This is a genomic window from Pseudomonas sp. LAMO17WK12:I1 (genome assembly GCF_900177315.1).
Classification (GTDB): Bacteria; Pseudomonadota; Gammaproteobacteria; order Pseudomonadales; family Pseudomonadaceae; genus Aquipseudomonas; species Aquipseudomonas marginalis.
In genome coordinates this window covers 442,641-469,271 of record NZ_FWZV01000003.1, presented here as the reverse complement: position 1 = coordinate 469,271, position 26,631 = coordinate 442,641, and the positions used below count along the sequence as shown (strand labels likewise).

27 protein-coding genes are annotated in these 26,631 nt (G+C 62.5%); 17 read left to right on the top strand and 10 right to left on the bottom strand.

All coding sequences use genetic code 11. The features are described from left to right. Positions 1-101 precede the first annotated feature (101 nt). Together B9N88_RS07315 and B9N88_RS07310 are read left to right on the top strand one after the other, a co-directional pair. Positions 102-1,328, top strand: coding sequence for an MFS transporter (locus B9N88_RS07315; RefSeq protein WP_027604008.1), 1,227 nt, complete (start codon positions 102-104; stop codon positions 1,326-1,328). A gap of 11 nt (positions 1,329-1,339) precedes the next feature. Further along, a complete protein-coding gene (locus tag B9N88_RS07310) occupies positions 1,340-2,728 on the top strand; it encodes an aminotransferase-like domain-containing protein (RefSeq protein ID WP_027604007.1) in 1,389 nt (462 codons plus the stop codon). Here the strand turns inward: B9N88_RS07310 and panB are convergent. Continuing rightward, positions 2,716-3,531, bottom strand: coding sequence for a 3-methyl-2-oxobutanoate hydroxymethyltransferase (gene panB, locus B9N88_RS07305; protein ID WP_027604006.1), 816 nt, complete (start codon positions 3,529-3,531; stop codon positions 2,716-2,718). The two genes, B9N88_RS07310 and panB, sit on opposite strands and share 13 nt — an antisense overlap. A gap of 164 nt (positions 3,532-3,695) precedes the next feature. On the opposite strand from panB, the gene B9N88_RS07300 reads away from it, so the two are divergent. Then, positions 3,696-3,857, top strand: coding sequence for a DUF2986 domain-containing protein (locus tag B9N88_RS07300; protein WP_081744378.1), 162 nt, complete (start codon positions 3,696-3,698; stop codon positions 3,855-3,857). A 1-nt stretch (position 3,858) separates the two neighbouring features. Here B9N88_RS07300 and B9N88_RS07295 read toward each other — a convergent pair whose 3' ends face one another. Beyond that, a complete protein-coding gene (locus B9N88_RS07295) occupies positions 3,859-5,070 on the bottom strand; it encodes a YeeE/YedE family protein (RefSeq protein WP_027604005.1) in 1,212 nt (403 codons plus the stop codon). 502 nt (positions 5,071-5,572) lie between these two features. On the opposite strand from B9N88_RS07295, the gene B9N88_RS07290 reads away from it, so the two are divergent. Genes B9N88_RS07290 through B9N88_RS07280 form a run of 3 tightly spaced genes read left to right on the top strand, consistent with a single transcriptional unit; the run spans position 5,573 to position 6,953 of the window. Beyond that, entirely contained in the window at positions 5,573-5,848 is a 276-nt protein-coding gene (locus B9N88_RS07290; protein ID WP_027604004.1) for a metal/formaldehyde-sensitive transcriptional repressor, read from the top strand. Continuing rightward, complete coding sequence (dmeF, locus tag B9N88_RS07285) at positions 5,845-6,747, top strand: CDF family Co(II)/Ni(II) efflux transporter DmeF (RefSeq protein ID WP_027604003.1); 903 nt, start codon at positions 5,845-5,847, stop codon at positions 6,745-6,747. The genes B9N88_RS07290 and dmeF overlap by 4 nt, the downstream gene beginning before the upstream one ends. Positions 6,748-6,773: 26 nt before the next feature. After that, positions 6,774-6,953, top strand: coding sequence for a DUF1289 domain-containing protein (locus B9N88_RS07280; RefSeq protein WP_027604002.1), 180 nt, complete (start codon positions 6,774-6,776; stop codon positions 6,951-6,953). A gap of 9 nt (positions 6,954-6,962) precedes the next feature. On the opposite strand, the gene B9N88_RS07275 is transcribed toward B9N88_RS07280, so the two are convergent. Together B9N88_RS07275 and B9N88_RS07270 are read right to left on the bottom strand one after the other, a co-directional pair. Next, positions 6,963-7,760 (bottom strand): DNA/RNA non-specific endonuclease, encoded by a 798-nt coding sequence (locus tag B9N88_RS07275; protein WP_027604001.1) that lies wholly within the window; start codon positions 7,758-7,760, stop codon positions 6,963-6,965. 93 nt (positions 7,761-7,853) lie between these two features. After that, positions 7,854-9,071 carry an MFS transporter gene (locus B9N88_RS07270; RefSeq protein ID WP_027604000.1) on the bottom strand — a complete coding sequence of 406 codons (1,218 nt, stop codon included), beginning with the start codon at positions 9,069-9,071 and terminating at the stop codon, positions 7,854-7,856. 122 nt (positions 9,072-9,193) lie between these two features. On the opposite strand from B9N88_RS07270, the gene B9N88_RS07265 reads away from it, so the two are divergent. Further along, positions 9,194-9,847, top strand: coding sequence for a TetR/AcrR family transcriptional regulator (locus B9N88_RS07265; RefSeq protein ID WP_027603999.1), 654 nt, complete (start codon positions 9,194-9,196; stop codon positions 9,845-9,847). Positions 9,848-9,859: 12 nt separating this feature from the next. Here the strand turns inward: B9N88_RS07265 and B9N88_RS07260 are convergent, their stop codons facing one another. Beyond that, positions 9,860-10,756 (bottom strand): LysR family transcriptional regulator, encoded by an 897-nt coding sequence (locus B9N88_RS07260; protein ID WP_027603998.1) that lies wholly within the window; start codon positions 10,754-10,756, stop codon positions 9,860-9,862. Between the two features lie 122 nt (positions 10,757-10,878). On the opposite strand from B9N88_RS07260, the gene B9N88_RS07255 reads away from it, so the two are divergent. The 4 genes from B9N88_RS07255 to B9N88_RS07240 all read left to right on the top strand — a co-directional run bounded on the left by B9N88_RS07255 (position 10,879) and on the right by B9N88_RS07240 (position 15,158). After that, on the top strand, positions 10,879-11,541 hold the full coding sequence (locus B9N88_RS07255; protein WP_027603997.1) for an RraA family protein: 663 nt from the start codon (positions 10,879-10,881) through the stop codon (positions 11,539-11,541). 11 nt (positions 11,542-11,552) lie between these two features. Further along, a complete protein-coding gene (locus tag B9N88_RS07250; RefSeq protein WP_027603996.1) occupies positions 11,553-12,761 on the top strand; it encodes a pyridoxal phosphate-dependent aminotransferase in 1,209 nt (402 codons plus the stop codon). 93 nt (positions 12,762-12,854) lie between these two features. Then, a complete protein-coding gene (locus B9N88_RS07245) occupies positions 12,855-14,132 on the top strand; it encodes a cation:dicarboxylate symporter family transporter (RefSeq protein WP_027603995.1) in 1,278 nt (425 codons plus the stop codon). Positions 14,133-14,321: 189 nt separating this feature from the next. Next, on the top strand, positions 14,322-15,158 hold the full coding sequence (locus B9N88_RS07240) for a DUF3800 domain-containing protein (RefSeq protein WP_043293350.1): 837 nt from the start codon (positions 14,322-14,324) through the stop codon (positions 15,156-15,158). A 51-nt stretch (positions 15,159-15,209) separates the two neighbouring features. Here the strand turns inward: B9N88_RS07240 and B9N88_RS07235 are convergent, their stop codons facing one another. Continuing rightward, positions 15,210-15,668, bottom strand: a complete 459-nt coding sequence (locus B9N88_RS07235; protein ID WP_027603994.1) for an Hsp20 family protein — start codon at positions 15,666-15,668, stop codon at positions 15,210-15,212. 256 nt (positions 15,669-15,924) lie between these two features. On the opposite strand from B9N88_RS07235, the gene B9N88_RS07230 reads away from it, so the two are divergent. From B9N88_RS07230 to B9N88_RS07205, 6 genes are read left to right on the top strand one after another with little or no spacing between them, the layout of a single operon-like run. After that, positions 15,925-16,740 carry an ABC transporter permease gene (locus B9N88_RS07230; RefSeq protein ID WP_051429305.1) on the top strand — a complete coding sequence of 272 codons (816 nt, stop codon included), beginning with the start codon at positions 15,925-15,927 and terminating at the stop codon, positions 16,738-16,740. Continuing rightward, positions 16,730-17,998, top strand: a complete 1,269-nt coding sequence (locus B9N88_RS07225) for an ABC transporter ATP-binding protein (protein ID WP_027603992.1) — start codon at positions 16,730-16,732, stop codon at positions 17,996-17,998. The genes B9N88_RS07230 and B9N88_RS07225 overlap by 11 nt, the downstream gene beginning before the upstream one ends. Beyond that, on the top strand, positions 17,995-19,317 hold the full coding sequence (locus B9N88_RS07220) for a polysaccharide pyruvyl transferase family protein (protein ID WP_027603991.1): 1,323 nt from the start codon (positions 17,995-17,997) through the stop codon (positions 19,315-19,317). The genes B9N88_RS07225 and B9N88_RS07220 overlap by 4 nt, the downstream gene beginning before the upstream one ends. Beyond that, positions 19,310-20,014, top strand: coding sequence for a 2OG-Fe(II) oxygenase family protein (locus B9N88_RS07215; RefSeq protein WP_027603990.1), 705 nt, complete (start codon positions 19,310-19,312; stop codon positions 20,012-20,014). The genes B9N88_RS07220 and B9N88_RS07215 overlap by 8 nt, the downstream gene beginning before the upstream one ends. Positions 20,015-20,025: 11 nt before the next feature. Beyond that, positions 20,026-20,241 (top strand): hypothetical protein, encoded by a 216-nt coding sequence (locus B9N88_RS07210; RefSeq protein WP_027603989.1) that lies wholly within the window; start codon positions 20,026-20,028, stop codon positions 20,239-20,241. Then, positions 20,238-22,307: a glycosyltransferase gene (locus B9N88_RS07205; RefSeq protein WP_027603988.1), complete on the top strand. Its 2,070-nt coding sequence runs from the start codon at positions 20,238-20,240 to the stop codon at positions 22,305-22,307. The genes B9N88_RS07210 and B9N88_RS07205 overlap by 4 nt, the downstream gene beginning before the upstream one ends. Here the strand turns inward: B9N88_RS07205 and B9N88_RS07200 are convergent, their stop codons facing one another. From B9N88_RS07200 to wecB, 4 genes are read right to left on the bottom strand one after another with little or no spacing between them, the layout of a single operon-like run. After that, positions 22,308-23,171, bottom strand: a complete 864-nt coding sequence (locus tag B9N88_RS07200) for an SDR family oxidoreductase (RefSeq protein ID WP_043293327.1) — start codon at positions 23,169-23,171, stop codon at positions 22,308-22,310. Further along, positions 23,164-24,075, bottom strand: a complete 912-nt coding sequence (locus tag B9N88_RS07195) for a glycosyltransferase family 2 protein (protein WP_027603986.1) — start codon at positions 24,073-24,075, stop codon at positions 23,164-23,166. The genes B9N88_RS07200 and B9N88_RS07195 overlap by 8 nt, the downstream gene beginning before the upstream one ends. Further along, a complete protein-coding gene (locus B9N88_RS07190; RefSeq protein WP_027603985.1) occupies positions 24,053-25,159 on the bottom strand; it encodes a glycosyltransferase family protein in 1,107 nt (368 codons plus the stop codon). The genes B9N88_RS07195 and B9N88_RS07190 overlap by 23 nt, the downstream gene beginning before the upstream one ends. After that, positions 25,156-26,259: a non-hydrolyzing UDP-N-acetylglucosamine 2-epimerase gene (gene wecB / locus B9N88_RS07185; protein ID WP_043293325.1), complete on the bottom strand. Its 1,104-nt coding sequence runs from the start codon at positions 26,257-26,259 to the stop codon at positions 25,156-25,158. The genes B9N88_RS07190 and wecB overlap by 4 nt, the downstream gene beginning before the upstream one ends. Between the last annotated feature and the right edge of the window lie 372 nt (positions 26,260-26,631).

The following is a 26,631-nucleotide window of genomic DNA, read 5'->3' as shown; positions in this document are numbered from 1 at the left end:
ACCGCTCGCCTATAGGGTGGCCAGGCCCGATTCCTATAATCGCCTCCCAATTCTTCCCCTTCGCCTGGCCTCAGGCGACATCCCCCTTGGAACCCAGCATCATGCCAAGTGCCCTCCAGGCCCCCAGCGGCCGTCCCGAACATAATCAGCAAAGCGTCAAACAGCAGTGGCTGGCAATCCTCTCGGTCGCGGTGGGCGCTTTCGCCCTGGTGACCAGTGAATTCCTGCCGGTAGGTGTGCTCAACGACGTCGCCAGCGACCTCGGTATCAGCGCCGGCCACGCCGGACTGATGGTGACGTTGCCCGGCATCATGGCCGCCCTCGCTGCGCCGTTCCTGTCGGTGAGCATTGGCGCGATGGACCGGCGTTACCTGCTGATCGGCCTGACGTTGATCATGATCATCGCCAACTCGGTGGTGGCCTTTGCCAGTGACTTCAGCCTGCTGCTGTTCGGCCGTGTCTTGCTGGGCATCAGCATCGGCGGGTTCTGGGCCACGGCCATTGCCCTCAGTGGGCGCCTGGCGCCCAGGGGTGTGGACGTGGCGAAGGCCACCTCGATCATCATGATGGGCGTGACCCTGGCCACCGTGCTCGGCGTGCCGGTCGGCACCTGGCTCAGCGGCCTGATGGGCTGGCGCATGACGTTCCTGGTCACCGCACTGCTGGGCGTGCCGGTGCTGTTGGCGCAGGTGTTCCTGCTGCCGCGGCTCACCCCGGAGAAGGCCATTCGCGTCAGCGACCTGCCGGCGTTGTTTATCAACCCACAGGCGCGGATCGGGTTGATCGCGGTGCTGTTGATCGGCCTGGCGCACTTTGCGGCCTACACCTATGTCGCGCCGTTCTTCAAATACAGTTCCGGCTTCGACGGGCCGACGATTGGTTCGCTGTTGCTGCTCTTCGGCGTGGCCGGGGTGTTCGGCAATATCTTTGCCGGTTTCGCCGCCAACCGCAGCGTGCGTCACACCCTGTTGCTGGTGGCGCTGATGATCGGCACCAGCACCGCGCTGTTCCCCCACTTCGCCACCGGCATGACCGGCGCAGCGATGCTGATCGGGCTGTGGGGCTTCGCCTTCGGCGCCTTCCCGGCCTGTGCCAGTATCTGGATGTTTGTGGTGGCGCCCAAGGATGTCGAACGCGGCATGCCGCTGTTCGTGGCCTTGTTCCAGGTGATCATTGCCTTGGGTTCGTTCTTCGGCGGGCGCATCGTCGACCAACTGGGCAGCTCGGTGCTGTTGAGCCTGGCCACGGCACTGGTGGGCTGCGGTTTTGTTACAGTGCTGGTGCTGGGGCGCAACATCAGTAATAGCCTGGCGGCCCAGCCTGGCTAAACCGAGGGTCCATGGATACCGCCAACGACGCTTCTTTCGCCTATCAGGCGGTGTACCGCTACCTTGTCGAGTTGATCGAGGCGAGCCCTTCGGCAGGCGAACGCCAACTGCCGTCCCTGCGCCAGTTGGCCCGGCGCCTGGGCGTGTCGGTATCGACCACCAAGTACGCCTATGCGCTGCTGGAGGATGAGGGGCGTGTCCAGGCCAGGCCCAAGCGCGGCTATTTCACCCGGGCCGTGCCGGCGCCGCTGTTGAGCGAAGGTTCGCCTGATTTGCTCGACCAGGTATTCGCCAACGCCCGCCAGCCGGGCATGCTGGCCCTGAGCAGCGACGCCCCGGCGATGCTGCTGTCGTTGGAAAACCCCTTGTTGATGATGGAGCGCGAACTGGCCCGCCAGTACCCGCGCGCCCTCACGCCGCTGTACCTGCCATTCGGCGAGCCCGAGTTGCGTGCGGCACTGGCCGCGCGCTACACCCAATCCACCCAGCGCTATTGGCAGGCCGAACAGGTGTATATCGGTTCGGACCTGCACAGCGTGCTGGACCTGTCGCTCAGCGCCCTGGCGTTGCGTGGCACGCTGGCGCTGGTGGAGTCGCCGTGTTCGTGGGCGGTGCTGCGTCAGTTGCAGGCGGCGAATATCCGCGTGATTGAAATGCCCCTCGGCGCGGACGGGCGCTTCGACCTGCCCGCCTTCCAGGCACTGCTCGAGCGGGAGCCGATCCGCCTGGCGGTGCTGTCATCCAGCGTGAACGTGCCCCAGGGCGGCGTGATGCCGGCGCAGGATAAACAGCAGATCTGCCGCTGGCTGGCAGAGCGGGACATCTGGCTGTTCGAAAACGACACCTACGGCGAGCTGTATTTCGAGCCGCCCACCGCCCGCTATCGCGACTTTGCCGACCCACAGAAACTGCTGGTGTTCTCGACCTTCGACAAGGTGATCGGCGCGGAGGCACCCTACGCTTATGTGCTGTGTCGCGGGCAAGGGCCGCAGTTGCAGCGGGTGTTCCTGGAGCGGGGATTTCGCCTGTCGCCGACCCGTCAGAAAGCGATCGCGAAGCTGTTCACCTCCGGGCGCATCGATCAGCACCTGTTGATGCTGCGCGCGGCCTTGCGGGAACGGATGACGCGCATGAAAGCCCTGCTGGAAACGCACGGCGAGTGGCACGTGGTCGAACCCCATGGCGGCGCGAGTTTCTGGCTGGAGGCCAGGCGCCCGGTCGACATGGGGCACGTGTTCGAACGCCTGCTGGCCCAGCGCGTCGTGATCGCTCCGGGGCAGTTGTTCAGCCTGCACGGCAGCTGGGCGCAGCATGTGCGCCTGAGCTACACCCTCGACTGGAGCAAGGACATCACCCAGGCCGTGCAGCTGTTGGCCCAGGCGATCCGTCAAAGCCCGTAGCAGTGTTGCGCTTGGGGGAAGCGGCCCTGGCGCACGTCGTCGGCAAACCGCTCGCACGCATCGCGAATCACCGCGCCGACATCGGCGTACTGCTTGACGAAGCGCGGCAGATGCTCGCCGCCCAGGCCCAACAGGTCTTCGGTGACCAGCACCTGGCCGTCGCAGGCCGGTGAGGCGCCGATGCCGATGGTGGGCCTGTTCGAGTCCTGGGTAATCTGCCGCGCCACGCCTTCGGCCACACCCTCGAGCAGCAGGCTGAAGGCGCCCGCCTCCAGATTGGCGCGGGCGTCTTCGGTAATCACGGCGCCGGTTTCAGCCGTGAGGCCCTGGGCCTTGAACCCACCCATCACGTTGACGAACTGCGGCATCAGCCCCACGTGCGCCATCACCGGAATACCACGCGCCACCAGGAACGCCACGGTGCCCGCCAGCGCCTGGTTGGCTTCCAGCTTGACCGCGTCGCAGCCGGTGCGCGCCAACACCTGGGCGCAATTGCGGAACGCCTGTTCATGGGATTCCTGATAGCTGCCAAATGGCATGTCGGCAATCACACAGGCCAGGCGCGTACTGTCGACCACGGCGCGGGTGTGGCCGATGATTTCTTCGAGCTGCATGCTCAAGGTCGACGCCCGGCCATAGCCGACCATGGCCGTGGAGTCACCGACCAGAATGAAGTCCACCAGCGGATCGATCAGCCTGGCGATGGAACTGGTGTACGCCGTGAGGGAGACGATTTTCTGCTGGCCTTTCATGGCGACCAGTTGGGGCACGGTCATGCGTTTGGTGCGGGTGTGCAGGCTCATGGTGTGTTCCTTATCGCGTTCAATACTCGGGGAATGCGGGGCCCGAGTATTGGCGAAAGGCGCGGCGATTCAATGCACAGATCGGCGCTAAAAAGCGACCCAGGCAGACGTCGCGGTTTTTTAAGCTGGTATCATCCGCGCACGTACACGCCAGGTAACAACCCATGAATCGCCAGAAAAAACTGCAACAGCTGTTCAAGGCCAAAGCCAAAAAGGCCAGCGCCAAATTGGCACCGAAATCCAAGGACAAGTACATCAGCAAGGCCGAGCGGGAAAAGCTGGCGGCTGAGGCCGCCCAGGCGCCAGACATTTCCCCCGAGGATTAACTCAGCAACCGCTCAGCGCTTCGGGCCGGCGCTCACCGGCAAAGAAAAACGGCCGCAGGCGCACGCCCACGCCGTTGCCGATAAACGCCGCCACCAGCCACACCCAGCCATGCAGGCTGCCCGAGGCGATGCCGCTGAAGTACGCGCCGATGTTGCAGCCATAGGCCAGGCGCGAGCCGTAGCCGAGCAGCAGGCCGCCGATCACCGCGGCCAGCAGCGAGCGGGCCGGGATCTTCAGGCTGGGGGCAAAGCGCCCGGCCAGGCCGGCGGCCAACAGCGCACCGAGGACGATGCCGATGTCCATGACGCTGGTGATGTCTTCCCACACCGGCGCAGCCAGGGCCTTGGCGTTGCCCGGCAGTTGCCAGAACGCCCAGCTGGCCACGTCCACACCCAACCCGTTTGCCACCTTGGCGCCCCACAGCGCGAAGGCCGAGGTAATCCCCCACGGCCGCCCGGCCAGCGCCAGGGTGGCGTAGTTGAGCAACGCCAAACCCATCGCGCCCCATACCAACGGCCATGGCCCACGCAGGAAGCGGCGCAGGCCTTGGTGTTCGCTGGTCACGCCGGCTTCAAGCTGGCCGTGGCGGCGCTTTTCCAGGCGCACGGTGACGGCCGCGATGAGCGCAAACATGGTCAGGCTGGCGAGCAACGCCGGCACCACGCCGAAGCTCTTGACGATGGACACCGCCGGGAACGCCGGCAACGCAAACCACCAGTCCACATGGTGGGTGGCGATCAGCGAGCCGCAGATAAAGAACAACAGCGTCACCAGCATGCGCGCATTACCGCCGCCCACCGTGAACAGCGTGCCCGAGGCACACCCGCCGCCCAACTGCATGCCGATGCCGAAAATAAACGCACCGAACACCACCGACACCCCGGCCGGCGCCACCAGCCCGACCACCGGTTGCCCGAACAACGTGCCCGCCCCCAGCGCCGGAAAAAACAGCAGCACCGCCAGCGCGAGCATCACCATCTGCGCCCGCAGGCCAGCGCCACGGCGATCATTGATAAACACGCGCCAGGCGGAGGTGAAGCCGAATGCAGCGTGGTAAAGGGTCAAGCCCAGTGCGGCGCCGACCACCAGCAACAGCACCTGGCGCGAACCGACGCTGTTTTGCAGGAACAAGACGCCCAGCACCAGGATGACAAAGGCCACCAGCGGCGCGACAGGCTTGCGCGCAGGGGTGAGGGAAAGAGAGGTGCTCATGGAGATCTCGGTTTGATTTGAAGGGGTGATTGCGAAGGGGCGAGTATAACCTGTGGGCGTTGTCGATCTTCAGCGAGGCTGCGATAGCGGTGTGTCAGGCAACGTAGATGCAAGCGATGCCACCGCCAACGCAGCCTCGCCAGGGCTCGATAACTCTTATCAAATCAAAATAACCAATTGATTTTAAAGGGTTAAAATTTCGCCCTGAAGTCTTGAGTCTTACATAAGCAATTTCAGGCGACCGAATTCCTGTGGTGAGCGGGCTTGTCCCGCGCTGGGGTGCGAAGCGCCCCTGATCAAGATGAATGCGGTGTATCAGGTACTCCTCTGCGCCTGGTTTTGGGGCTGCTGCGCAGCCCAACGCGGGCGGTGCGACGATTCGACAAGCCCGCTCACCAAAGGGGTCCCAGCTGGCTACACAACAGCCTCTCGCTGCGGCCACCTTGTATAGGGGGGTGGGGTATGACACACTCCGCCGCAGTATAGGTAGGGGGGGTATACCGTGGGCCATATCGCAGCCAACAAAGACAGCCTGATAAAACGGGTCAAGCGCATCGCCGGGCAGATTCAGGCGGTGGAAAAAGCCCTGGCGTCGGACGCCGACTGCGCCAAGACCCTGCACCTGGTGGCCGCTACGCGCGGCGCCATCAACGGCTTGATGGAAGAAATCATCGAAGAACACGCCAGGGCGCACGTGGCCGATCCTTCCCTCAGCGAGGAGGAACGCAGCAAGGGCGTCGAAGAACTGCTCGAAGCCATCCGGCGCTACGCCAAATGACGCTCATGCCCCACCACGCCCACGACCATGTGTTCCTCGGCGCCGCCCACGACGAGAACGCCAGGCGCACCCTGTGGGTGGTGATGCTGACGGTGGTGATGATGGTGGCGGAAATTGCCGCCGGCTACCTCACCGGCTCCATGGCCCTGCTGGCCGACGGTTTTCATATGGCGACCCATGCCGGTGCCTTGGGCATTGCCGCCGCAGCCTATGCCTATGCCAAACGCCACGCGCGCAGCCCGCGCTACAGCTTCGGCACCGGCAAGGTGGGCGACCTCGGTGGCTTCGCCTCGGCGCTGATCCTGGCGCTGGTGGCCCTGGGCATTGGCGTCGAGTCGGTGGTCCGCCTGCTGGAACCCACCGAGGTGCAGTTCGGTACCGCCACCCTGATTGCCATCGTGGGCCTGGTGGTGAATATCGTCAGTGCGCTGTTGCTGGGCCACGGTCACAGCCATGAGCACGATCACGAGCACCACCACGGCAGCGACAACAACCTCAAATCCGCCTATGTGCATGTGCTCGCCGATGCGCTGACCTCGGTCCTCGCCATCACCGCCTTGCTGGCCGGGCGTTACCTGGGCTGGGTGTGGCTGGACCCGGTGATGGGTATCGTCGGTGCCATCGTGATCGCGCGCTGGGCCTGGAGCCTGATGGGGGTGACCGCCGGTGTGCTCTTGGATCAAACCGATGAGCACGTCGCCGCCGAGATCCGCGCGTTGGTCGAGCAACCCGGCGACGCCAGGATTACCGACCTGCACGTGTGGCGCGTGGGCCCCGACGCCCACGCAGCGATCGTGAGTGTGCTCGGCCAGGCGACCACGGATGCCGACACCCTTCGCGAGCGTCTCAAGGCGGTGCATGAAGTGAGCCACCTCACCATTGAGTTTCGTTCGGCGTAAGCCTTTACCCCCACCCAGGTGAACCCTTGGCTAAAGACATCGAAAACCCCTGCGTCTCCACCTGCCAGCTCAGCGGCGACCTGTGCGTCAGCTGTGGCCGCAGCAAGGACGAGATCCGCAAGTGGAAACGCATGAAGCGCCCCGAGAAAATGGCCGCCGTGCAACGTGCAACCCAACGCTTGAAAGCGTTGAAAAAAGCCAGGTAAGCCGCTTGATCAGGAGCGCCCCACCGACCCGGATACCGGAAGGTTACCCAGCAATTTGAGCCCGGTGCTTTTCACGAAGGTGTCGTAGTCCATCGGCTTCTGAATGCGCGTTTCGGCGTTGGGCAGCACGTAGGCCCAGGCGCGCTGGCTGGAGGCGTCGTACACCAGCTTGAACAGGCGCGTCGGCACCCACACCTTGTTGTCGCCGATGGTGCTGTAGCCCGGATCGAACAGCGGCCCGGTAAACACATACACGTCACCGCCCGCGCGCACCGCGAACTTGCGTACGTCGGCCTCGACCTTGCTCCAGATCTTGCGGTTGTTGGTGGGGTCCTGGGGGACCATGTTCGACAGCGCAAACGACTGGGCCATGGCCTTGGCATCGGGGGCATCGGCGGCCGGGGATTGATGGCCGCGATCCATGGCCGGTTGCTGGCCATGGTAATCGCTCAACTCGGCCCGCGCGCCCTTGGGAATGCGCGGGTCCGCGTAGAAATGGTTGGTCCGTTCCTCGCCTTTGGCGTCCTTGAGCTGGCGGGCGTTGAGGCGCTCGACCACCACCAGCGGCGTCTTGCTGGTTTGCGAATACAGCACGGCGAAATGGTCGGAGCACAGCGCCAGGGGTTTCATGCTGGCGGGGATGGTTGCGGTTTTGATCGGCGTCGCGCCAGGGAATACATCGGCACAGCTGTCGAACGACAACTGCCGTTCCTGAGTGGAATAAAGGTCTATCGCACCACGGGCATGCGCCCCGGCCGAAAACAGGATAAAGGCCGATAGCCCAACTGCAATGTTGCGTAGGTGCATGGATTGAATCTTCGATGGAAAATGAAGCGGCAGGCTCCGCGTACGGAGCCAAGTGAATGATATTTCGAGGATTATGGACTAGCAGATGTCAAATTAGTGCCCGAGCGACGCCGGTTTTCCCGCACCCCGCACGCCCGGCTTGAAGCCATGGGCGCTGGCCACCCAGGCAATGGCAAACGCCACGGCCACCAACAGCAGCATCGCCCACGCAAATGCGCCCACGCCCCAGGTGTCCAGCAGCACGCCACCGACCACGCCGCTGCCGGCAATCGCGCTGTTCCACGCCACCACGTTCAGCGACAGCGCCACATCCGCGCCCTCTCCCGCCGCATCCGCCAGGGCGGTTTGCAGCAAGGTCGCGGCGCCGCCGAAGCTCAGGCCCCAGACCGCCACGCCGAGGTAAATCACCTGCGGCATCGTTCCCAGTAAGCCGAACACCAGGCTGATGAGCGCAAAGCTCGCCAGGCTTGCCAGCACGGTGTTGCGCAATAACGGCTCAACCAGCCTGGCCGTGAGCCAAATCCCCGCCAACGCAGCGATCCCGAAGACCAGCAACACCAGGTCCACGCGCTCGGCCAAACCGGCCGGCGCCACGAACGGTGCGATGTAGGTGTACAGAATGTTGTGGGCCAGCATCCAACTGATCACCACCGCCAGCACAGGGCGCACCCCCGGCGTGGTCAGCACCTTGCCCAACGACAGGCGTTGATGGGCGGGCTGCGGCGCGTAGTCCGGGACTTTCACCAGCACCCAGGCGATCAGTATCAGGCTCACGGCCGACATCAGGCCGAAGGTGGTGCGCCAGCCCACCAGGCCACCGAGCCAGGTGCCCAGCGGCACCCCCAACGACAGCGCAATCGGCGTGCCGACCATCGCCAGCGCCAGTGCCTTGCCCTGTTGGTGGGGCGCAACCATGCGCCGGGCGTAACCGGCCAGCAGGCTCCAGGCCAACCCCGCCGCCACCCCGGCAAAGAAGCGCGCCACCAGCGTCACGCCATAGTGGGACGACAACGCAGTGATCGAGTTGAACAGCAGGAAACCGACGATGGTCAGCAGCAGCACATTGCGCCGACGCCAGCCGCGGGTGGCGATGGTCATGGGGATCACCGCCAGCACCGAGCCCAGCGCATACGCGGTGACCATCTGCCCGGCCATCGACGGCGAAATCGCCAGGCCATCGCTGATCAACGGCAACAGGCCGGCGGGCAGGGTTTCGGTGACGATACAGATGAAGCCAGTCATCGCCAGGGCGAGCAAGGCACCGATGGGCAGGCGCTCGGATGAGGCCGATAAGCTGAGTGAGGGGGTCACGGGAAACTCCTTGGGCAAGACTTAGATACTGATCGATATAAATGTTGCGGGCGACCACCCCGCGTTGTCAACGACTTATGTATCGACTAGTATTTATCTCGCTTTCCCACCGGAGACCTGACATGGCACAAATGGGCCGCCCCCGCACCTTCGACCGCGAACGCGCCGTGGAACAGGCCATGCACCTGTTCTGGCAGCATGGCTACGACGCCACCTCCCTGGCCCAGCTCAAGGCGGGTTTGGGCGGCGGGATCTCCGCGCCGAGTTTCTACGCGGCGTTCGGTTCCAAGGAGGCGTTGTTCGACGAGTGCGTAAAGCGCTACCTGGCGACCTACGCCCAGGTCACCGAATGCCTGTGGGACGAAACCCTGCCCCCGCGCCAGGCCGTCGAAACCGCGCTGCGCCAGTCGGCGCGCATGCAATGCGAAGACGGGCACCCCAAGGGCTGCATGGTGGCGCTGGGCGTGATGAGTGCGCCCAGCCCTGAGAATGCGCGGGTGGCCGACGGGTTGACCCAGTCGCGCCTGCGTACGCGGGCGGGGATTGTGGCGTGCGTGGAGCGCGCGGTTCGGTTGGGCCAGTTGCCGCAACAGACCCAGCCCGCCGTGATGGCGAGTGTGTTTGATAGTTTTTTGCAGGGGGTGTCGATCCTGGCGCGGGACAACGTGCCCCATGCCACCCTCGACGCGGCGATCAGCCAGTTGCTGGTGAGCTGGGATGTTGCCGCGTCTATCGCACCGCCCAGTCCTCACAGCCCTGCAGCAAAAAAACCATAACCTACGAGCCGACTAGAACAGCAACCGCGAAAAATCGCAGCACGCCTGCGCCATCCGCCCCACGTCCTGGTTCAGGCCGAATTGCCGGTCCAGCCGGTGCAATGCCACATACTGGATACTTGGCAACTGCGGCTGTGTAATCAGCGCACGCAACGCCCCCTGCTCGATCAAGTGCGACAGACACGCCTTGGGCAAATAACTCACGCCGATCCCCGACAGCGCCAACCCCACCTGCACCAGCAGGTTATGGCTGGTGAGGGTGCGCGGCATCTGCACATTGTGCGCGGCCAGCCAACGCTCGTAGATCAGGCCGGTGCCCGACTGCGAACCCTGGGTCAGCACGGTGTAATCGGCCAGCACTTCCAGGCTGACGGGGTCGGGGTGCGGGATCAGGCCAGGCGCGCAGATCCAGGCGTTTTCCACGCTTTGCAGGACGGTGCTGTGGAAGCGCGGGTCGCTGTAGACGTCCGGCACAATCACCAGGTCGAGTTGGTCGCTTTCCAGCTTGCGAAACAGTTCGCTGCTCAGTTCCACTGACGGTTCGATCTGCACCTTGGGGTAGGCCTGGCGCAACGCTTCCACCAGCGCCGGCAGCCAGGTCAAGGCGGTGAGTTCGGTGACGCCGAGGCGAAAACGGCGCACCAGCACCTCGCGGGCGCTGACCCGTTCGAGCAGTTGGTCGCGGCTGTTGAGCAGGTCGCGGGCATAGTCGAGCAGCTCACCGCCCTTCTCCGTCAGCCGGGCGTTGCGCTTGCTGCGGTCGAAAATCTCGACGTCGAAGGTGTCTTCCAGCTCCTGGATGCGCTTGGAGATGGCCGACTGAGACATGTTCAGCTTGTTTGCCGCCGCTTCGAAGCTGCCGAGTTCGGCGATCCAGTACAGCGCATCGATTTGCTTGAAGGTGATCATGGCGACCAACTCATGAGAAAAAGCGATGCTATCACATCATAAAATATCGCTAAAACTCTCGCGTCATCACTCCTAAGATCCGGCCATAGCCCATCGCTATCCAACAATTCTGGAGATTTGCCATGTCCTTGCCCGGTTCACGCATCCTTCCCAACGCGCCCATGGCGCCGGCCGAACTGGTCGAGGCGTTTGCCCATGTCGTCACCCCGCATATCAGCGACAACCTCGGCCGCCATATCGGCGCCCGTGGCCTGACCCGCTACAACCGCAGCGGCAAGCTGGTGGGCACGGCGATCACGGTCAAGACCCGCCCCGGTGACAACCTGCTGATCTACAAGGCCATGAGCCTGCTGCAACCCGGCCATGTGCTGGTGGTGGACGGCCAGGGCGACACCAACAACGCGGTGATCGGCGAGTTGATCAAGCTGTATGCCCAACAGCGCGGTTGCGTGGGGTTTGTGATCGACGGCGCGATTCGCGATGTCGCCAGCTTCGAGGACACCCCCTGCTACGCCCGCGCCGTGGTGCATACCGGCCCGTACAAGACCGGCCCCGGCGAAGTGAACGTGCCGGTGTCCATCGGCGGCATGGTGGTCAACCCCGGCGACCTGCTGGTGGGTGATGAAGACGGCCTGGTCGCGTTCTCCCAGGCCGACGCCGCCGAAGTGCTGCGCCGTGCCGCGCAACATGCCGAGCATGAAGAAGCGGTCAAGGCAGAGATCGCCAGCGGTGCGGTGCGCCAGAGCTGGATCGACAAGGCCCTTAGCAACGCCGGCCTGGCGTGAAGGAGTCCCAGATGAGCACTGCATTTTTGTCGGACCGCGTCCTGGGCATCGCCCCCTCCCCCAGCATCGCCGCCAACGCCCTGGTCACCGAGTTGCGCGCCCAGGGCCGCGACATCGTCAACTTCACCGTTGGCGAGCCGGACTTCGACACCCCGGCGCACATTCTCGAGGCCGCCAGCCTGGCGATGCACAGCGGTGACACCCATTACACCGCCACCACCGGCACCCTCGCGCTGCGCCAGGCCGTCTGCCTGAAACTGCAGCGCGACAATGATCTGGTGTATGGCCTGGACGAAGTCGTCGCCGGCTGCGGCGGCAAGCACATCATTTATCACGCCCTGGCCGCCACCTTGAATCGCGGCGATGAAGTCATCGTGCACACACCGTATTGGGTGTCGTACCCGGACATCGCACGGCTCAACGACGCCACGCCGGTGATCATTGCCGGCGATGAAAGCCTGGGTTTCAAGCTGTCGCCCGCCGCCCTCGAAGAGGCGATCACCCCACGCACCAAATGGGTGATCCTCAACAGCCCGAACAACCCCAGCGGCGCGGTGTACAGTGAAGCCGAACTCTTGGCCCTGGCGCAGGTGCTGCGCCGCCATCCCCATGTGCTGATCATGGCCGATGAGATCTACGAGCACTTCGTCTACGGCGACGCCCGGCATGTGCCGTTGACACGCCTGGCGCCCGACCTCAAGCCACGCACGCTGATCGTCAACGGCGCGTCCAAGGGCTATGCGATGACCGGTTGGCGCCTGGGTTTTGGTGCGGGGCCGGCGTGGCTGATCGCGGCCATCGCCAAGCTGCTGTCGCAGACCACCACCTGCCCCAGCTCAGTGAGCCAGGCCGCCGCCGTGGCTGCATTTGCCGGTGACCAGGCGCCTATTGCCGCGATGCGCGAAGAATACCGGCAGCGTCGTGCCCTGATGCTGGAGCGACTGGCGGGTATTCCCGGCCTGGGCCTCATCCCGCCCGATGGCGCGTTCTATGTGTTCGCCAACGTCAGCGGCCTGATGGGCAAGCTCACCCCCCAAGGTGATCGCCTCGACAGCGACACCCAACTGGTGGACTACCTGCTGCGCGACTACGGCCTGGCCACGGTCAGCGGCGCGGCCTACGGCATGTCGCCGTATGTGCGCCTGTCGTTCGCAAGCGCCCTGGACGTGATCGAAGAAGGGTGCCGTCGCCTCAAAGACGCATGCCACGACCTGCGCTGACGGCCACCCGCAACACCCGGCGACCAGCGGACGGTCGCCTTTTGACTGCCTAGAACAACAACTTAAAAATCATTGATCAAATGAGGCATTCCCATGCACACGCCCCGTATCGCGCTGGTCTGGCAAATCATGATCGGCTTGCTCGCCGGTATCGCCATTGGTGCCCTGCTGCACCGCTTTCCCGAGTCCCGGCCGTGGCTGGTGGACAATCTCCTGCAACCGGCGGGCGATATCTTTATCAAGCTGATGAAGATGATCGTGGTGCCTATCGTGTTTGCCTGCATGGTGGTGGGCATTGCCGGCCACGGTGACGGCAAATCCCTGGGCCGTATCGGGGTCAAATCCCTTAGCTATTTCTTCTGCATCACCACCCTGGCGATCATCATCGGCCTGGTCATGGGCAACCTGCTCAAGCCCGGTGCCGGCACTGAACTGTCCAGCCTGCATGCGGCGAATATCACCCTGCCCACCAGCAACGGCGCCGGTCATAGCCTGGGGCAGATCATCGTCGGCATCATCCCCGACAACGTGGTCAACGCCATGGCCCAGGGCAGCCTGTTGTCGGTGCTGTTTTTTGCGGTGATGTTCGGCCTGGGCGTGGCGCGCCTGCCCGCCGAACGCAAGGACCCGGTCATCGCACTGTTGCGCGGCGTCAGCGATGCCATGTTCAAGGTCACCTCGATGATCATGGCCTACTCGCCCATCGGCGTGTTCGGCATGATCGCCGTGACCGTGGCCAACTTCGGCTTCAGCTCATTGCTGCCTCTGGCCAAGCTGATCATGGTCAGCTATGTGGCCATCGCGTTCTTTGTGCTGGTGGTGCTCAACCTGGTGGCGCGCGTGTGCGGGATCAACCTGTTCGCGCTGATGCGCCATATCAAGGATGAGTTGGTGCTGGCCTTCTCCACCGCCAGCTCGGCGGCGGTGATGCCGCAACTGATGAAAAAACTCGAAACCTACGGCGTGCCTCCTTCGCTGGTGAGCTTTGTGGTGCCGGTGGGTTACTCGTTCAACCTCGACGGCGCTTCCCTGTTCCTCGGCATCGGCACCCTGTTCGTCGCGCAGTTGTACGGCATCGACCTGAGCCTGGGCGATCAGGCGTTGCTGGTGGTGACCATGGTGCTCACCTCCAAGGGGGCTGCCGGAGTACCGGGATTCATGTTCGTGATCCTATCGGCCACCCTGGCCAGCGCGGGTTTGCCGCTGGAAGGCATCGCGTTTATCGCCGGGGTGTATCGCTTGATGGAGATGCCGACCACAGCGCTGAATGTGCTGGGCAATGCCTTGGCGCCGTTGGTGATTGCCAAGTGGGAGAGGCGTGAGGGGCGGGCGGGGCATGAGTCGGGCGGCGACACTATTCCTTTGCACTGAAGAGAGGCCCAGTCGTTTCCTGATGATGTGTAGGATCTGCCTGATTCCCCCAATCCGGTTGGAACCAGCAGTATTTTTCCGCTAAATTCCCCCCAACGCATATGGGAAACCATGTGCCCACCTTCCGAGGCCCGTTGCGAGAAATCGCGCGGGCTTTCGTGTTTTTCACGGCTGGGGAAATCACATTTGGTGCAATACATTGCTTATCTGGATGAGTTTGGCCATGTAGGCCAGTACGTCTCACGAAAACACTCAATGTACAAAACCAGCCCTGTATTCGGGCTTGGCGGTATGCTGCTTCCCGCCAATGAAGTGCGTGAGTTCGCAATCTATTTCTACAAACTCAAATGTCAGTTACTTGCTTGGGATCTGGAGCACAAAAACCCTGAACACTTACCCGCCTATCATTGGGAAAAGAAAGGTTCTGCGCTTTTTACAGTGGCCAATGTAAGCATTACAGTGGCCAATGTAAGCAAATATAGGGAGCTGAGAAGGTCTTCGTTCCGTTTACTGAACCATATTCAGAAAATCGGTGGGTACGTTTTTTACACGGGAGAACACAAACCTACTGAGCACACGAAACACAACTCGACCGAAACATTCCAGCGGGTGTTGGTACAGTCCATCCGCAAGATTGATCGCTTCTGCACTTTAAACAACGCCTCTTTCATCGTTCTGCTGGATGAACAAAAAGCAGGAAATGAATGGCGTGAAAGAAACGTTGAAGCGTGCACGCTGGCAATGTTTGAAGACGCTTCGGAGAAATGCCGCACATTAATTGAGCCGCCGCTTCAAGGTGAAAGCTATCTTTTTCAAACGTTACAGTGCGCTGACTGGCTGTGTGGACTGATTGGTCGGTTGACGACCTATGCCGTCGCGCCAGAAGAGTTCGACGACTGGGAGCTATTTGACACCTATTTCGCAACGCGCATCGCCAACGTTGCCCTACCTTGCAGCGGTTTGGATCATAAGAAAGCAGCAAAGGTTACAAAAGTAGTCGCTCAGTTATCAGCAAATGACTGTTAATCATTGGGTCCAATAAAGGCGCTCCGAAGAGCGCCTTTATTCATTCCAGCCTTACTGCTCGCTGATGGATTTCACCTCGGCCTTGGCAGCACCGCCAATCGCAATGCGCTTAGGCTTGGCTTCCTCCGGTACCACCCTGAGCAGGTCGATGCTCAGCAACCCGTTGGCGAGTTGTGCGCCCTGCACTTCAATGTGGTCGACCAGGCGGAACGACAAACGGAACGCGCGCTGGGCGATGCCCTGGTGCAGGTAGGTGATGCCCTCATCGTGTTCGCGCTTGCCGCCGGCGACGGTCAACACGCCTTTTTCCACCTGGATCTCCAGATCATCCTCCACCAGGCCTGCCGCCGCGATGACGATCCGGTAGTGATCTTCACCGTGCTTTTCGACGTTGTGAGGTGGGTAGGTGGTACCGGCCTCGCTGCGAAGCGCCGATTCAAAAAGGTCGTTGAAGCGGTCAAAGCCGACGGAATGACGGAACAGTGGGGCCAACGAAAGAGTAGTAGCCATTGCAAAATCTCCTGAGTTTTCTCCAAGTGATTTGACACGCGACCCGTATTCGGCATCGCGTAAAACCTAAGTAGGTTCAGGGGAAAAAATTTCAAGCAGCGCCAGCAAAAAAATTTATCCGCTGCTGTGATTGCGTGCAGACAGGCTGACGCAATGAGCCTTCCCCTAGGTCGAACAACCACTCAACGCCACATAGCAAAACGACAATTGTTGACTAGACTCATGGGCGCACTGCACTGGCAATGGGAATCGCTGCATGAGTGAAACAAACGCGCGGGCAGGGATGTTTTCCAGCCCGTGGCGACACAGGGAGTTGTTGTTTTCCATGGTCCAGCGGGAAGTGATTGGGCGTTATCGAGGCTCCATCATGGGGCTGTTGTGGTCGTTCCTTAACCCGCTATTCATGTTGCTGGTCTACACCTTCGTGTTCAGCGTGATGTTCAAGCTGCGCTGGCCCGCGGGCGACGGTTCGCGCACCGAGTTCGCGCTGCTGGTGTTTGCCGGCCTGCTGGTGTTCAACGTGTTCGCCGAATGCGTGGGACGTGCGCCAGGCCTGATCATCGCCAATGCCAACTACGTCAAGAAAGTCGTGTTCCCCCTCGAGATCCTGCCGTGGGTGGTGCTGGGCGCCGTGTTGTTCCACACCCTGGCCAGCCTGGTGATCTGGCTGGTCTTCCACCTGGTGTTTTTCGGCTGGCCGCCCCTGACCAGTGTGTTGCTGCCCCTGGTGTTATTGCCGCTGGCGCTCTTCACACTGGGAGTCACCTGGCTATTGGCAGCGCTGGGGGTTTACCTGCGTGATGTCGGCCAGGTGGTGGGCGTGCTGACCACGGCATTGATGTTTGTCTCGGCGATTTTTTACCCGACCAGCGCATTTCCGCCAGCCTACCAGGGCATCCTTCACCTCAACCCGCTCACCCTGGTGGTCGAACAGGCCCGTGACCTGCTGTTCTGGGGGGTGGTACCAGACCCTTTCACCTGGGCCTGCGGCCTGCTGGTGGCTGGTGGTATCGCCTGGCTGGGGTTCACCTGGTTCCAGAAAACCCGCAAAGGATTTGCCGATGTGCTCTGACATCGCCGTACAAACGGCCCACCTGAGTAAGAGCTATCACATCTACGACACGCCCAGGGATCGCCTGTGGCAGCTGTTGTCGCGCGGGCAAAAGCAGTTCTATCGAGAATTCTGGGCACTGCGGGACGTGTCGCTGCAACTGTGCAAAGGTGAAACGGTAGGGATCATTGGCCGCAACGGCAGCGGCAAATCGACGCTGCTGCAACTGATCTGCGGCACCCTCAGTGCCACCTCCGGCAGCATTGAGAGCCATGGCCGCGTGGCGGCGTTGCTGGAGCTGGGCTCGGGGTTCAATCACGATTTCACCGGGCGTGAAAACGTCTATATGAACGGTGCCGTATTGGGGCTCAGCCGCGCGGAAATCGATGCCCGTTTTGCCCAGATCACTGACTTCGCCACTATCGGCGAGTTTATCGACCAGCCCACCAAGACCTACTCGAGCGGGATGCTGGTACGCCTGGCCTTTGCCGTCGCGGTGTGCGTGGACCCCGACATCCTGATCGTCGATGAAGCCCTGGCAGTGGGCGACGCGTCCTTCCAGTTCAAGTGCCTCAATCGGCTGGAAGCGCTCACCCAGCAAGGCACGACGCTGCTGTTCGTGTCCCATGACATGGCCATGGTCAAGCGCTTTTGCAATCGGGTGATTTACCTGCGCGAAGGCCAGGTGCGTGCCAGTGGCTCTCCCGAAGAAATGGCCGAACTCTACCTGCTGGAGATGCGTGACGAACAGCGTCGCTGGGCCAGCGGCGGCGCGGTGGCGGTCGCCCCCAAGGCGTTTCTTGCCCAACAGGCTGGCATCGCCTTTGGCACCGATGAGGGGCATATCGTTGCGGCCTGCTTTACCAACACGGACAGCCTGTATTCAAGCTTTGTGTATGGCGAGACCATCGAACTGCGCATCGAAACCCGGGTACGCGAAAGTATCGAGCTGCCGACCCTCAGCGTGACGATCCAGGAGGCCCGCTTGCTGGTGATCGGCGGTGCCAACCTGCCGCTGCACCTGGAGGCAGCGCACAACGGCTGGCGCAAGGCGACGCTCAACGTCCGCTTCCCCGCCAACCTTGCGGCGGGCAAGTACCACATCACGCTGAAACTGATGAACGGCCACCTCGAAGAAACCGCGCAGCTCATCGAGAAGCAGGTCGCGCTGCTGGCGTTCGACACCTTGCCGGGTACCCGGGAATTCCTTGGTTTCGTCGATCTGGGAATAGAGGCCGGTCCTGCCCCTCACACGAATGAACCGGGGGTGCTGCAATGAGCCGAGAGTGGCAGGTCGGGATCTTCGGCACATTCGATGTCGCCAATTATGGCGACTTGCTGTTTCCCATTCTCGCCGAGGCGGAATTGACCCGGCGCCTGGGCGCGATAACGCTGCACCGGTTTTCCTATCACGGGAAAACACCGCCCGAGTGGCCGTACGAGGTCACCTCGCTGACTCGTTTGCCGGACATCGCCGGTCAGTTGGATGGAGTATTGATCGGCGGTGGTTTCATTGTGCGTTTCGACAAGCTGGTGGCCAGCGGTTATTACCCCCCGGATGCCACCATTCACCACCCCACCGGCTACTGGCTGACGCCCGCGCTGATCGCGCTGCAACATGGCATCCCGTTGATCTGGAATGCGCCGGGCATGCATTGCAACGACATCCCGCCGTGGGCCGCGCCACTGGTGCAATTGACCCTCGAACACAGCCCGCACATCAGGGTACGCGATGCGCTGTCCCAAGCGGCCCTGGCCCAGCTGTCGCCGACGGCCCAGGTCGAGGTGCTTCCCGACACGGCCTTTGGCCTGCCACGGGTGCTCGACCCTCATGCGCCGTCTACCCGGTTCCTGGCGCTGCGCAGCAGCGCCGACCTGACCCTCCCTTATCTGGTGGTGCATGCGATAGGAGGCTTGGACAGCTTCCTGCAGCTGTGGCAAACCCATGCCGGGCAGTTCGAGGACGTGCAACTGCTGCTGCTGCCCATAGGGCCGGTACTGGGTGATCATGAATCCGTACTGGGCGACGGCCTTGCGCGCGCGCGGTGCCTGCCCTTCTGGCCGGAGCCCCTGCTGTTGGCAGAGCTGATCGCCCATGCCGAAGGGGTGATCGGGCACAGCTACCACCTGGCGATCAGTGCACTGGCCTTTGGTGTGCCGGTCTTCTGCTCGGCGGACCTGGGCACCGGCAAATACACTGCGCTGCCGAGCCATGGACGAATATTCCAATTACGCCGGGACCAGCCGATTGATCCGCAGTGGTTTCGCGCACAGCTGGGCAAGCAACCGGTGTCCCAGGTGACCGCCGACGCGATGGTACGGATCGACGCACATTGGGACCGCGTGGCCGAGTTGATCCGCGAAGGTCCCAGGCCCACGCAGCCCGCGCTCAACCGCTACTGGCAAGCCTTGCCCGGCGTTCTCGAAGACCTGCACTCACACCTCGAAAGCCAGGCCGCCGAGCGACAACACGAACACGAGCAACATCAACAGGCACTGGAAACGCTGTACCGCTCCAACTCGTTCAAGCTGACGGCGCCGTTGCGCCATCTGCGCCGAACCCTGAACAAATGGCTGGGAGCCCTTCGACATGATTGACCTGAGCAAACTGACGGCCCACCGCCTGCAGACCGTGCCTTTTTCCTGGGCGCAAATCGGTGCGCTCTACACCCCCGGCGATGCCAAGGTGCTGGCCGAAACCTACCCGCACGACCACTTCAAGACGGTCTCCGGCTACGGCGGGGCCAAGGACTACGAATACGAGGCGCGGCAATTGATCGCCATGGGCAGCCACAAAGTGGTCAATCCACAAGCCTTGAGCCCGCAATGGCTGGCACTGGCCCACAGCCTCTGTTCACCGCAGTACCGCCAGGCCCTCTCCGCGCTGACCGGGGTGGACGTGACCGACGTCCCCATGGAAGCCAATCTGTTCCACTACGGCCCCGGGGCCAACCTCGGGCCGCACCCGGACCTGGAAGACAAACTGGTCACGCACGTTTTGTACTTCAATCAGACCTGGGACCCCGCCGACGGCGGCTGCCTGCAGATCCTCGGCTCTGCCAGGCCCACCGATATCGTCGCGCAAGTGACGCCCGAGGTCGGCAACTCGGCGATTCTCGTGCGCGCCGACAACTCCTGGCACGCGGTTTCACGGGTGGTCGAGGGTTGTCGTTCTTCCAGGCGCAGCGTGACGGTGACGTTTTACCGCCCCGGCTCTACCAGCTCGATGTGGCCGGACAACGACCCGACACCTCTGCACGCTTACGGCGAACAGCACAACACAAGGTTTTCGTGAAGGACGGCACCATGGACAGGCACACGGACGACACGCGCAACTACCTGCGCTACCCGGGCTTCGCCGCCGCAAATAACCAGGGGCTGCGCCTGCAGTCCTTCAGGGTACTGCAGACGTTGTTCCACATCGAAGACGGGCCGGTCGAGTCGGGCACGTTGAAAAGCGACTTGCTTTGTGGTGGTCGCCGCATCGCCGAAAACGTCCGGATGAGGTCGTCCCGCCCATGATGATCGAGCGACGCCCATCTGGCCGGCAGCGCTGGCGCGCGGTGTATCACCGGCTGCCGTTGCCGGCCAGCGCGAAAAAACTCCTGGCAGTCATCTACCGACGTGCACTGCTGCCCGCTGTGCGCGTACTGCGCGGCGTACTGCAACCGATGAAAACCTTAGCCGACCCAGCGCCGGCGCCTCAGCCTGCGCCCCAGCCACAACAGGCCGGGCTGGCGGATTACATTATCTGGGGCGCTATCGACTGGGACTTGCGCCACCAGCGCCCGCAGCAACTGGCCCAGGTGCTGGCCGCCACCGGCCGGCGGGTCATCTACGTGTCGGCCTCATTGATACATGCGCCCCAAGCCGGCTTTGAACTCGACTCGCTGGACCAGACGCAGCGGTTGTTCCAGGTCAAGCTGTTCGCCCGTGGTGCACCGCTGATCTACACCGCAGCGCCTGACGCCGCGCAGGTTCGACAGTTGTGCTGCAGTATTGGCGAGGTACTCCTCTGGGCCGGCTCAGCCCGGGTCATTTCACTGGTGCAGCACCCTTTCTGGTGCGACATCGCCGGTGAATTACCCAACAGCCGATTGATCTACGATTGCATGGACCATCATCAAGGCTTCGGCGACAACGGCCCGAGCATCCTGCAGCTGGAGCAACGGCTGGTGCGCAACGCGGACGTTCGGCTGTTCACCTCCGACTGGTTGGCCGAGCAATGGCCGGCCCAGGCCAATGAAACTCGCGCCATCCTGCGCAATGCCGCCGACTTCACCCGGTTCTGCACCCCACCTGCCTCGATCTACCGGGATCGCTTGCAACGTAAGGTGATTGGCTACTACGGTGCCATTGCACACTGGTTCGACCAGGCGCTCGTCGCCCGCATCGCCGAGGCGTTTCCACAGCATGTGGTGCTGCTGATCGGCGCCGATACGGTGGGCGCGCGGGCGCAATTGAGTGGCTATGCGAACGTAGAATTCACCGGCGAAGTGCCCTATGCCACCCTGCCCTACTACCTGCATGGCTTCGATGTGGGCATCGTGCCGTTTCACATCACGGCCCTGACGCTCGCTACCAACCCGGTCAAGGTCTACGAGTACCTGAGTGCCGGGAAACCGGTGGTCTCGGTCGACCTGCCAGAAATGCAACAATTCGGCTCCCTGGTGCAGGTCGGCCGGGACGGCCCGGCGTTCATTACCGCGATCACGCGGGCATTGCTGCCAGCGACGACCGAACAGATTGCCCAGCGCCAGGCGTTCGCTGCCCGACAAACCTGGACACACCGCGCCGATGCGCTCATCACCCTGGCCGAGCGCCGCGACCACGCGGCACGCATCAGCGTGATCATCGTGACCTACAACAACCTGGCGCTGACGCGGGCGTGCCTGGACAGCCTCGAGCACGACAGCGAGGGGCCTGAACTGGAAATCATCGTGGTGGACAACGCGTCCAGTGACGGCACCGCTGAATTTCTCTCGCAATGGGCGGCCGACAGAGGCCAGACGATCGTACTCAACACCGACAACCGCGGTTTCGCCGCCGCGAACAACCAGGGCCTGGCGATCGCCAACGGTGAGTACCTGGTGCTGCTCAATAACGACACGCAGGTTACCAGCGGCTGGGCGAGTACCTTGCGCCGCCATTTACAACGCAATCCCGAGCTTGGCCTGATTGGCCCGGTGACCAACAACATCGGTAACCAGGCCAGGATCGACATCGGCTACACCGACCTCGCAGACATGCCACAAGCGGCTCGGCGCTTTACCTGCCGCCACCTTGGCGAGGTGGTCCGGCTGCCGACCCTGGCGTTCTTCTGCGTGATGATGCCGCGCAGTACCTACACGCGAATCGGCCCGCTCGACGAAGTCTATGGCCGTGGATTCTTCGAGGATGACGACTACTGCCGACGTGTCGAACATGCCGGCCTGGTGAATGCCTGCGCCCGCGATGTGTTTATCCATCACCAGCTTTCGGCATCGTTCGCGCTCATGAACCAGGATGAACGCCAAGCCCTGTTCGAGCGCAACAAGGCGATCTATGAAGCCAAGTGGGGCCCGTGGGTGCCCCATGAATATGAGTAACTAACGCAGGTCGTCCTGTGACAATAAAAATCCCCTGGGCGCGAAGCCAAGATCCCGGGCAGCCTCGGTATGCTCGAACACCAGGTCCTGGTTCATGCGCTGCGCCATCGCCGCCGACCAATGGCGGTAGCGTGGCAGTACTCGCAACAGCCACAACGTCATCCGGAACAGCCAGAGCGGCACCGTGAGAAAACGCGGGCGGCGCTTCTGCGCGGTGAACACGCGGGAGACCATCTCCCGATAGGGCAACGCTTCTGCGCCGCTGAGGTTGTAGGCATGGCGGCACACCTGGGGTGCCTGCAACGCACGCACACAGGCGCTCGCCACATCCTCGGCATGCACGGGTTGACGCAGCCCCATCGCGCCACCCAACAGCGGGAAAAAGCCGAAGCGCCGAATAAAGCGTGCGATCTCGGTGATGTTTTTGTCGCGGCCCTGGCCGTAGATCAAGGTCGGACGCAGGATGCCCCAGTGCACCCCGTGGTCCTGCGCCCACTGCTCAACACGCGCCTCGGCATCGCCCAACAGGTTGGCGAGGCGCCGCTCTGCGGAGTCGACGGAGTGGCTTTTGCTAAAGCGACTGGTGGAAGACAGGGCCACGACCTTGCGCGCTCCGCAGGCCTGCAGCAGCGCAAAATGCTGCGGCAGCGTCCAAATCGGTGCCACGCAGATCCAGTAGGGAATCGGCGCGGCATACGCGCTTACACCCGCCTCAGGAAGCCGTTGCCAACTGACCGTATCGCTGCCGTGCCGGGGCTGGCGGGAAAAAGCGACGACCTTGAACTGTTCGCGCACTAGCAACACAAGCAGGCATCGGCCTACCAGGCTACTGGCCCCCAGCACACCGACCGTGACCTCAGGCATGCCCACTCCGGGATCGTCCCAGCAACCAATTGAATCCATGGTAGAGGCAGACCAAACCGAAGCGCAGCCACACCCCCAGGACCACCCACCACCACAATCCCTTGGGGTAGTTGGCCCTGAAGAACTTTGCGTAGAACCGCACCATCCCTCGGTGTTTGTGCCACTCGACAAAAAACCGTCGATTCCGGCTACAGGCGCCCCGCCAGTGCATGACGCGCGCCTGTGGCACAAACACGACGCGCCACTGTTTGAGCTTGAAGCGCATGCACCAGTCCAGATCCTCGCAATGCAGAAAATAGCCTTCATCCCAGAGGCCCACAGACTTCAACGCTTCACGCTTGACCAGCATGCAGGCACCGGAAATGGCTTCCACCGCGGCGGGCTCGGTGGGCAGCGGCTCACGATGCAACAGGAAGTCGGCGCACAGCGTGGGAAACACTCCATCCAGGCGCGATAAGCCAAAAGCCCGGACGAATGCTCTCCTGGGGGTCGGAAACACCCGGCGCCCGCCCGGCTGTTCGGACCCATCGGGGTTGCATAGAAAGCCCCCCACCATGCCCGTGGCGGCATCCGCGTGCAGCGCTTCCATCATGCCCTGCAATGAGCCCGGCAGCAGGACACAATCCGGGTTCAGGAACAACAATGCGCCGGCACTCGACACCCCCACACCGGTATTACAGGCCGAGGCAAAGCCCATATTCCGCTGATTCCGGATGATGCTCAGGCCCGTATAGGCCGGGCACTCATCCAGGTACGCCAGGCTGCCGTCAGTCGAAGCGTTGTCCACCACAATCACCCGCCGCGCGCCTTCCCTGAAGGCCGACGCCACGCATTCGCCGAGCAGCGTGCCGACGTTGTAGTTGACGACGATCACGTCGCAGTCATGGATGAAGCGTGGCGGCATCAAAACGCGCTTCCCATGAGTGTTGTCGTGCAAATGCACGGGCTTCGTCCGCATTGCGCTCACACTCCAAGGCGGCCTCGGCCAGCCCGGCAATATCGCTGTGCGAGTGACTGATAAAAACACCCGGCAGCCCTGAACGGCCATGCATCTCGCCGAAGTCAGTCGAGATCACCGGCAATGCCAGGCCGCGGTATTCGTAGTACTTGATCGGATCGACCGACGCGGTGAGCAGGGTCTTTTTGAAAGGAATCAAGCCCACGTCGAACTCGGCCATGGCGGCCAACGCCGCGCCATGATTATCGGCAGGCAACACCGCTACGTTGCTCGGCAAATGCGCGGGCGCGGCGCCGAAGATCGGCCCCATCAAACGAATTTCATCGTTGGGCCTGGCTTCGGCCAAAGCCGCCACCCAGGCCCAGTCAAACCAGGTCGCCAGGGTGCCCACGTAGCCAAAAACCTTTCGACTCGATGACATCGGCGCCCGCTTTACGGCAGAGATCGCCGCCAAGTCCAGGCCGTTCAGCACCAGGCACACCTCGTTGCGATAACGCCGCCACTGTGCGTCGAGCACGGAACTCGACGTCCAGATGACGTCCACGTGCTGGGCGATCAGCCGCTCACGGCGCGCCAGGGCCGATCGCGAGAGGCCGGTATAAAACGCCGGGAAATCGTCCATTGCGTCATACAAGGACGCGCAGTGACGAAGCCGCTGCAACAACAGATGTGCCAGGACCGAGGGCTTGCCGACCACGAGCAAGGCTGGGGAGGCGTGGGTGAATTGATCGATCCTGCTCAATGCATGCCGCCAGCAAAAGCGGTTCACCCAGCCCGAGCACGGTAGAGGTTCTATCGGTAGACCGCCAGGCTTGATCAGCGTGAGCCATGGCGGCGTGCCACTGGATGGACTGGTTTGCGCGCAGGGCGCAGCCGCCTTGAGATCGCTCCACCTGGGCAGCCGCGTGGGATAAGGATCGACCCACAGCACCGACGCCCCTGTGCGGCTGTGCACCCAATCGACAAACTTGTGCGGCCGCTGGGCGAAGCTGTGCCAGGGCAACGGCGAGAGAAATACCAGGCGCTTCAAGAAAAGTGCTCGCGCAGGACCTTCACGATACGCCCGGCAGCCTGCCCATCGCCGTAGGGCGAAACACCTCGCACCATGCCACGGTAGGCCGATTCATCGTCAAGCAGGCGCTGCGCCTGCTCGATGATACGTTCATAGTTGGCCCCCACCAGCTTGACGCTGCCCTGCTCCACCGCTTCCGGGCGCTCGGTTTCATCCCGCATGACCAGCACCGGCTTACCCAGCGCCGGCGCCTCTTCCTGGACGCCTCCCGAGTCGGTCAGGATGAAATACGCCGCTTTCATGGCGGCGATGAACGCCGCGTAACCCAGCGGCGCGCACAGCCTGAAGTTCGGCATGCCTGCCAGGCACGCCTGGGCGACGTCCTGGATATTCGGGTTCGGGTGCACAGGGTAGAGAAACTGAACCCCAGGGTTGTTCTCGGCAAGGGTGCGCAGCGCTCGGCAGATGTCGAGAAACGGCGCGCCAAAATGCTCCCTGCGATGGGCCGTCACCAGCACCAGGCGCTTGCTCGGATCAAGATCAAGGCCGATCTCCACCTCACTGGCCGCGGTCATGATCAGGGCATCAATCACCGTGTTGCCCGTGACGAAAATGTCCCCACTGGCTACGCCTTCTTTCAGCAGGTTTTGCCGGGTGCCTTGCGTTGCCGCGAAGTGCCAGTGCGCTAATTTACCGGCAATGACCCGGTTGGCTTCCTCGGGGAACGGATGCTGCAGATCCCAGGTGCGTAGGCCGGCCTCAATATGCCCCACCGGTATGCGCCGATAAAAACAGGCCAGGGCACAGGCCATCACCGTGGTGGTATCGCCTTGCACCAGCACCGCATCGGGCCGTTCTTCGAGCAGGACAACATCCAGCTTGAGCAATAACTGCCCGGTCAGGGTGGCCAAGGTTTGATTGGGTCGCATGACGTCCAAGTCGATATCGGGCTCGATGCCGAAAAACGCCAGGACCTGATCCAGCATGTCGCGATGCTGTGCCGTGGCGACCACACGCACATCGACCCAGCCCTGCTGCTTCAAGGCCAGAATGACCGGGGTCATTTTGATCGCTTCGGGACGCGTTCCGACCACACAAAGAATTTTTTTTACCGACACATCAAGCCTATTTCCCTATTCGATAAGTGGCTGAATCGCTCAGGCGTTCAAGCTCATGCTCACGCACATTCCGCTGTGCTGTTTTGATGCTGTGATGGTGAAAATCCGGACTGCGGACAGCGAGAGTGCGGCGTCGAGACAGGTTCGTAGCGGGTCTCGACACCCATACTGCAGCATAGACACAGACTGCAATACCTGCACGGTGGATGGACTAAAGGACGGTCTGGTCCCGAGGAGTTCCCGCAAATCTACGCCAGGGAATGAGCGCACCGGTTCATGCCTGATGCGGTTGCCCTGGAAATGACGTGACCGACCTGTCGTTCGAGCCTGAAGACCGGCCAGATACAGTGCATAGCAGGCCAGCGCGGCTAT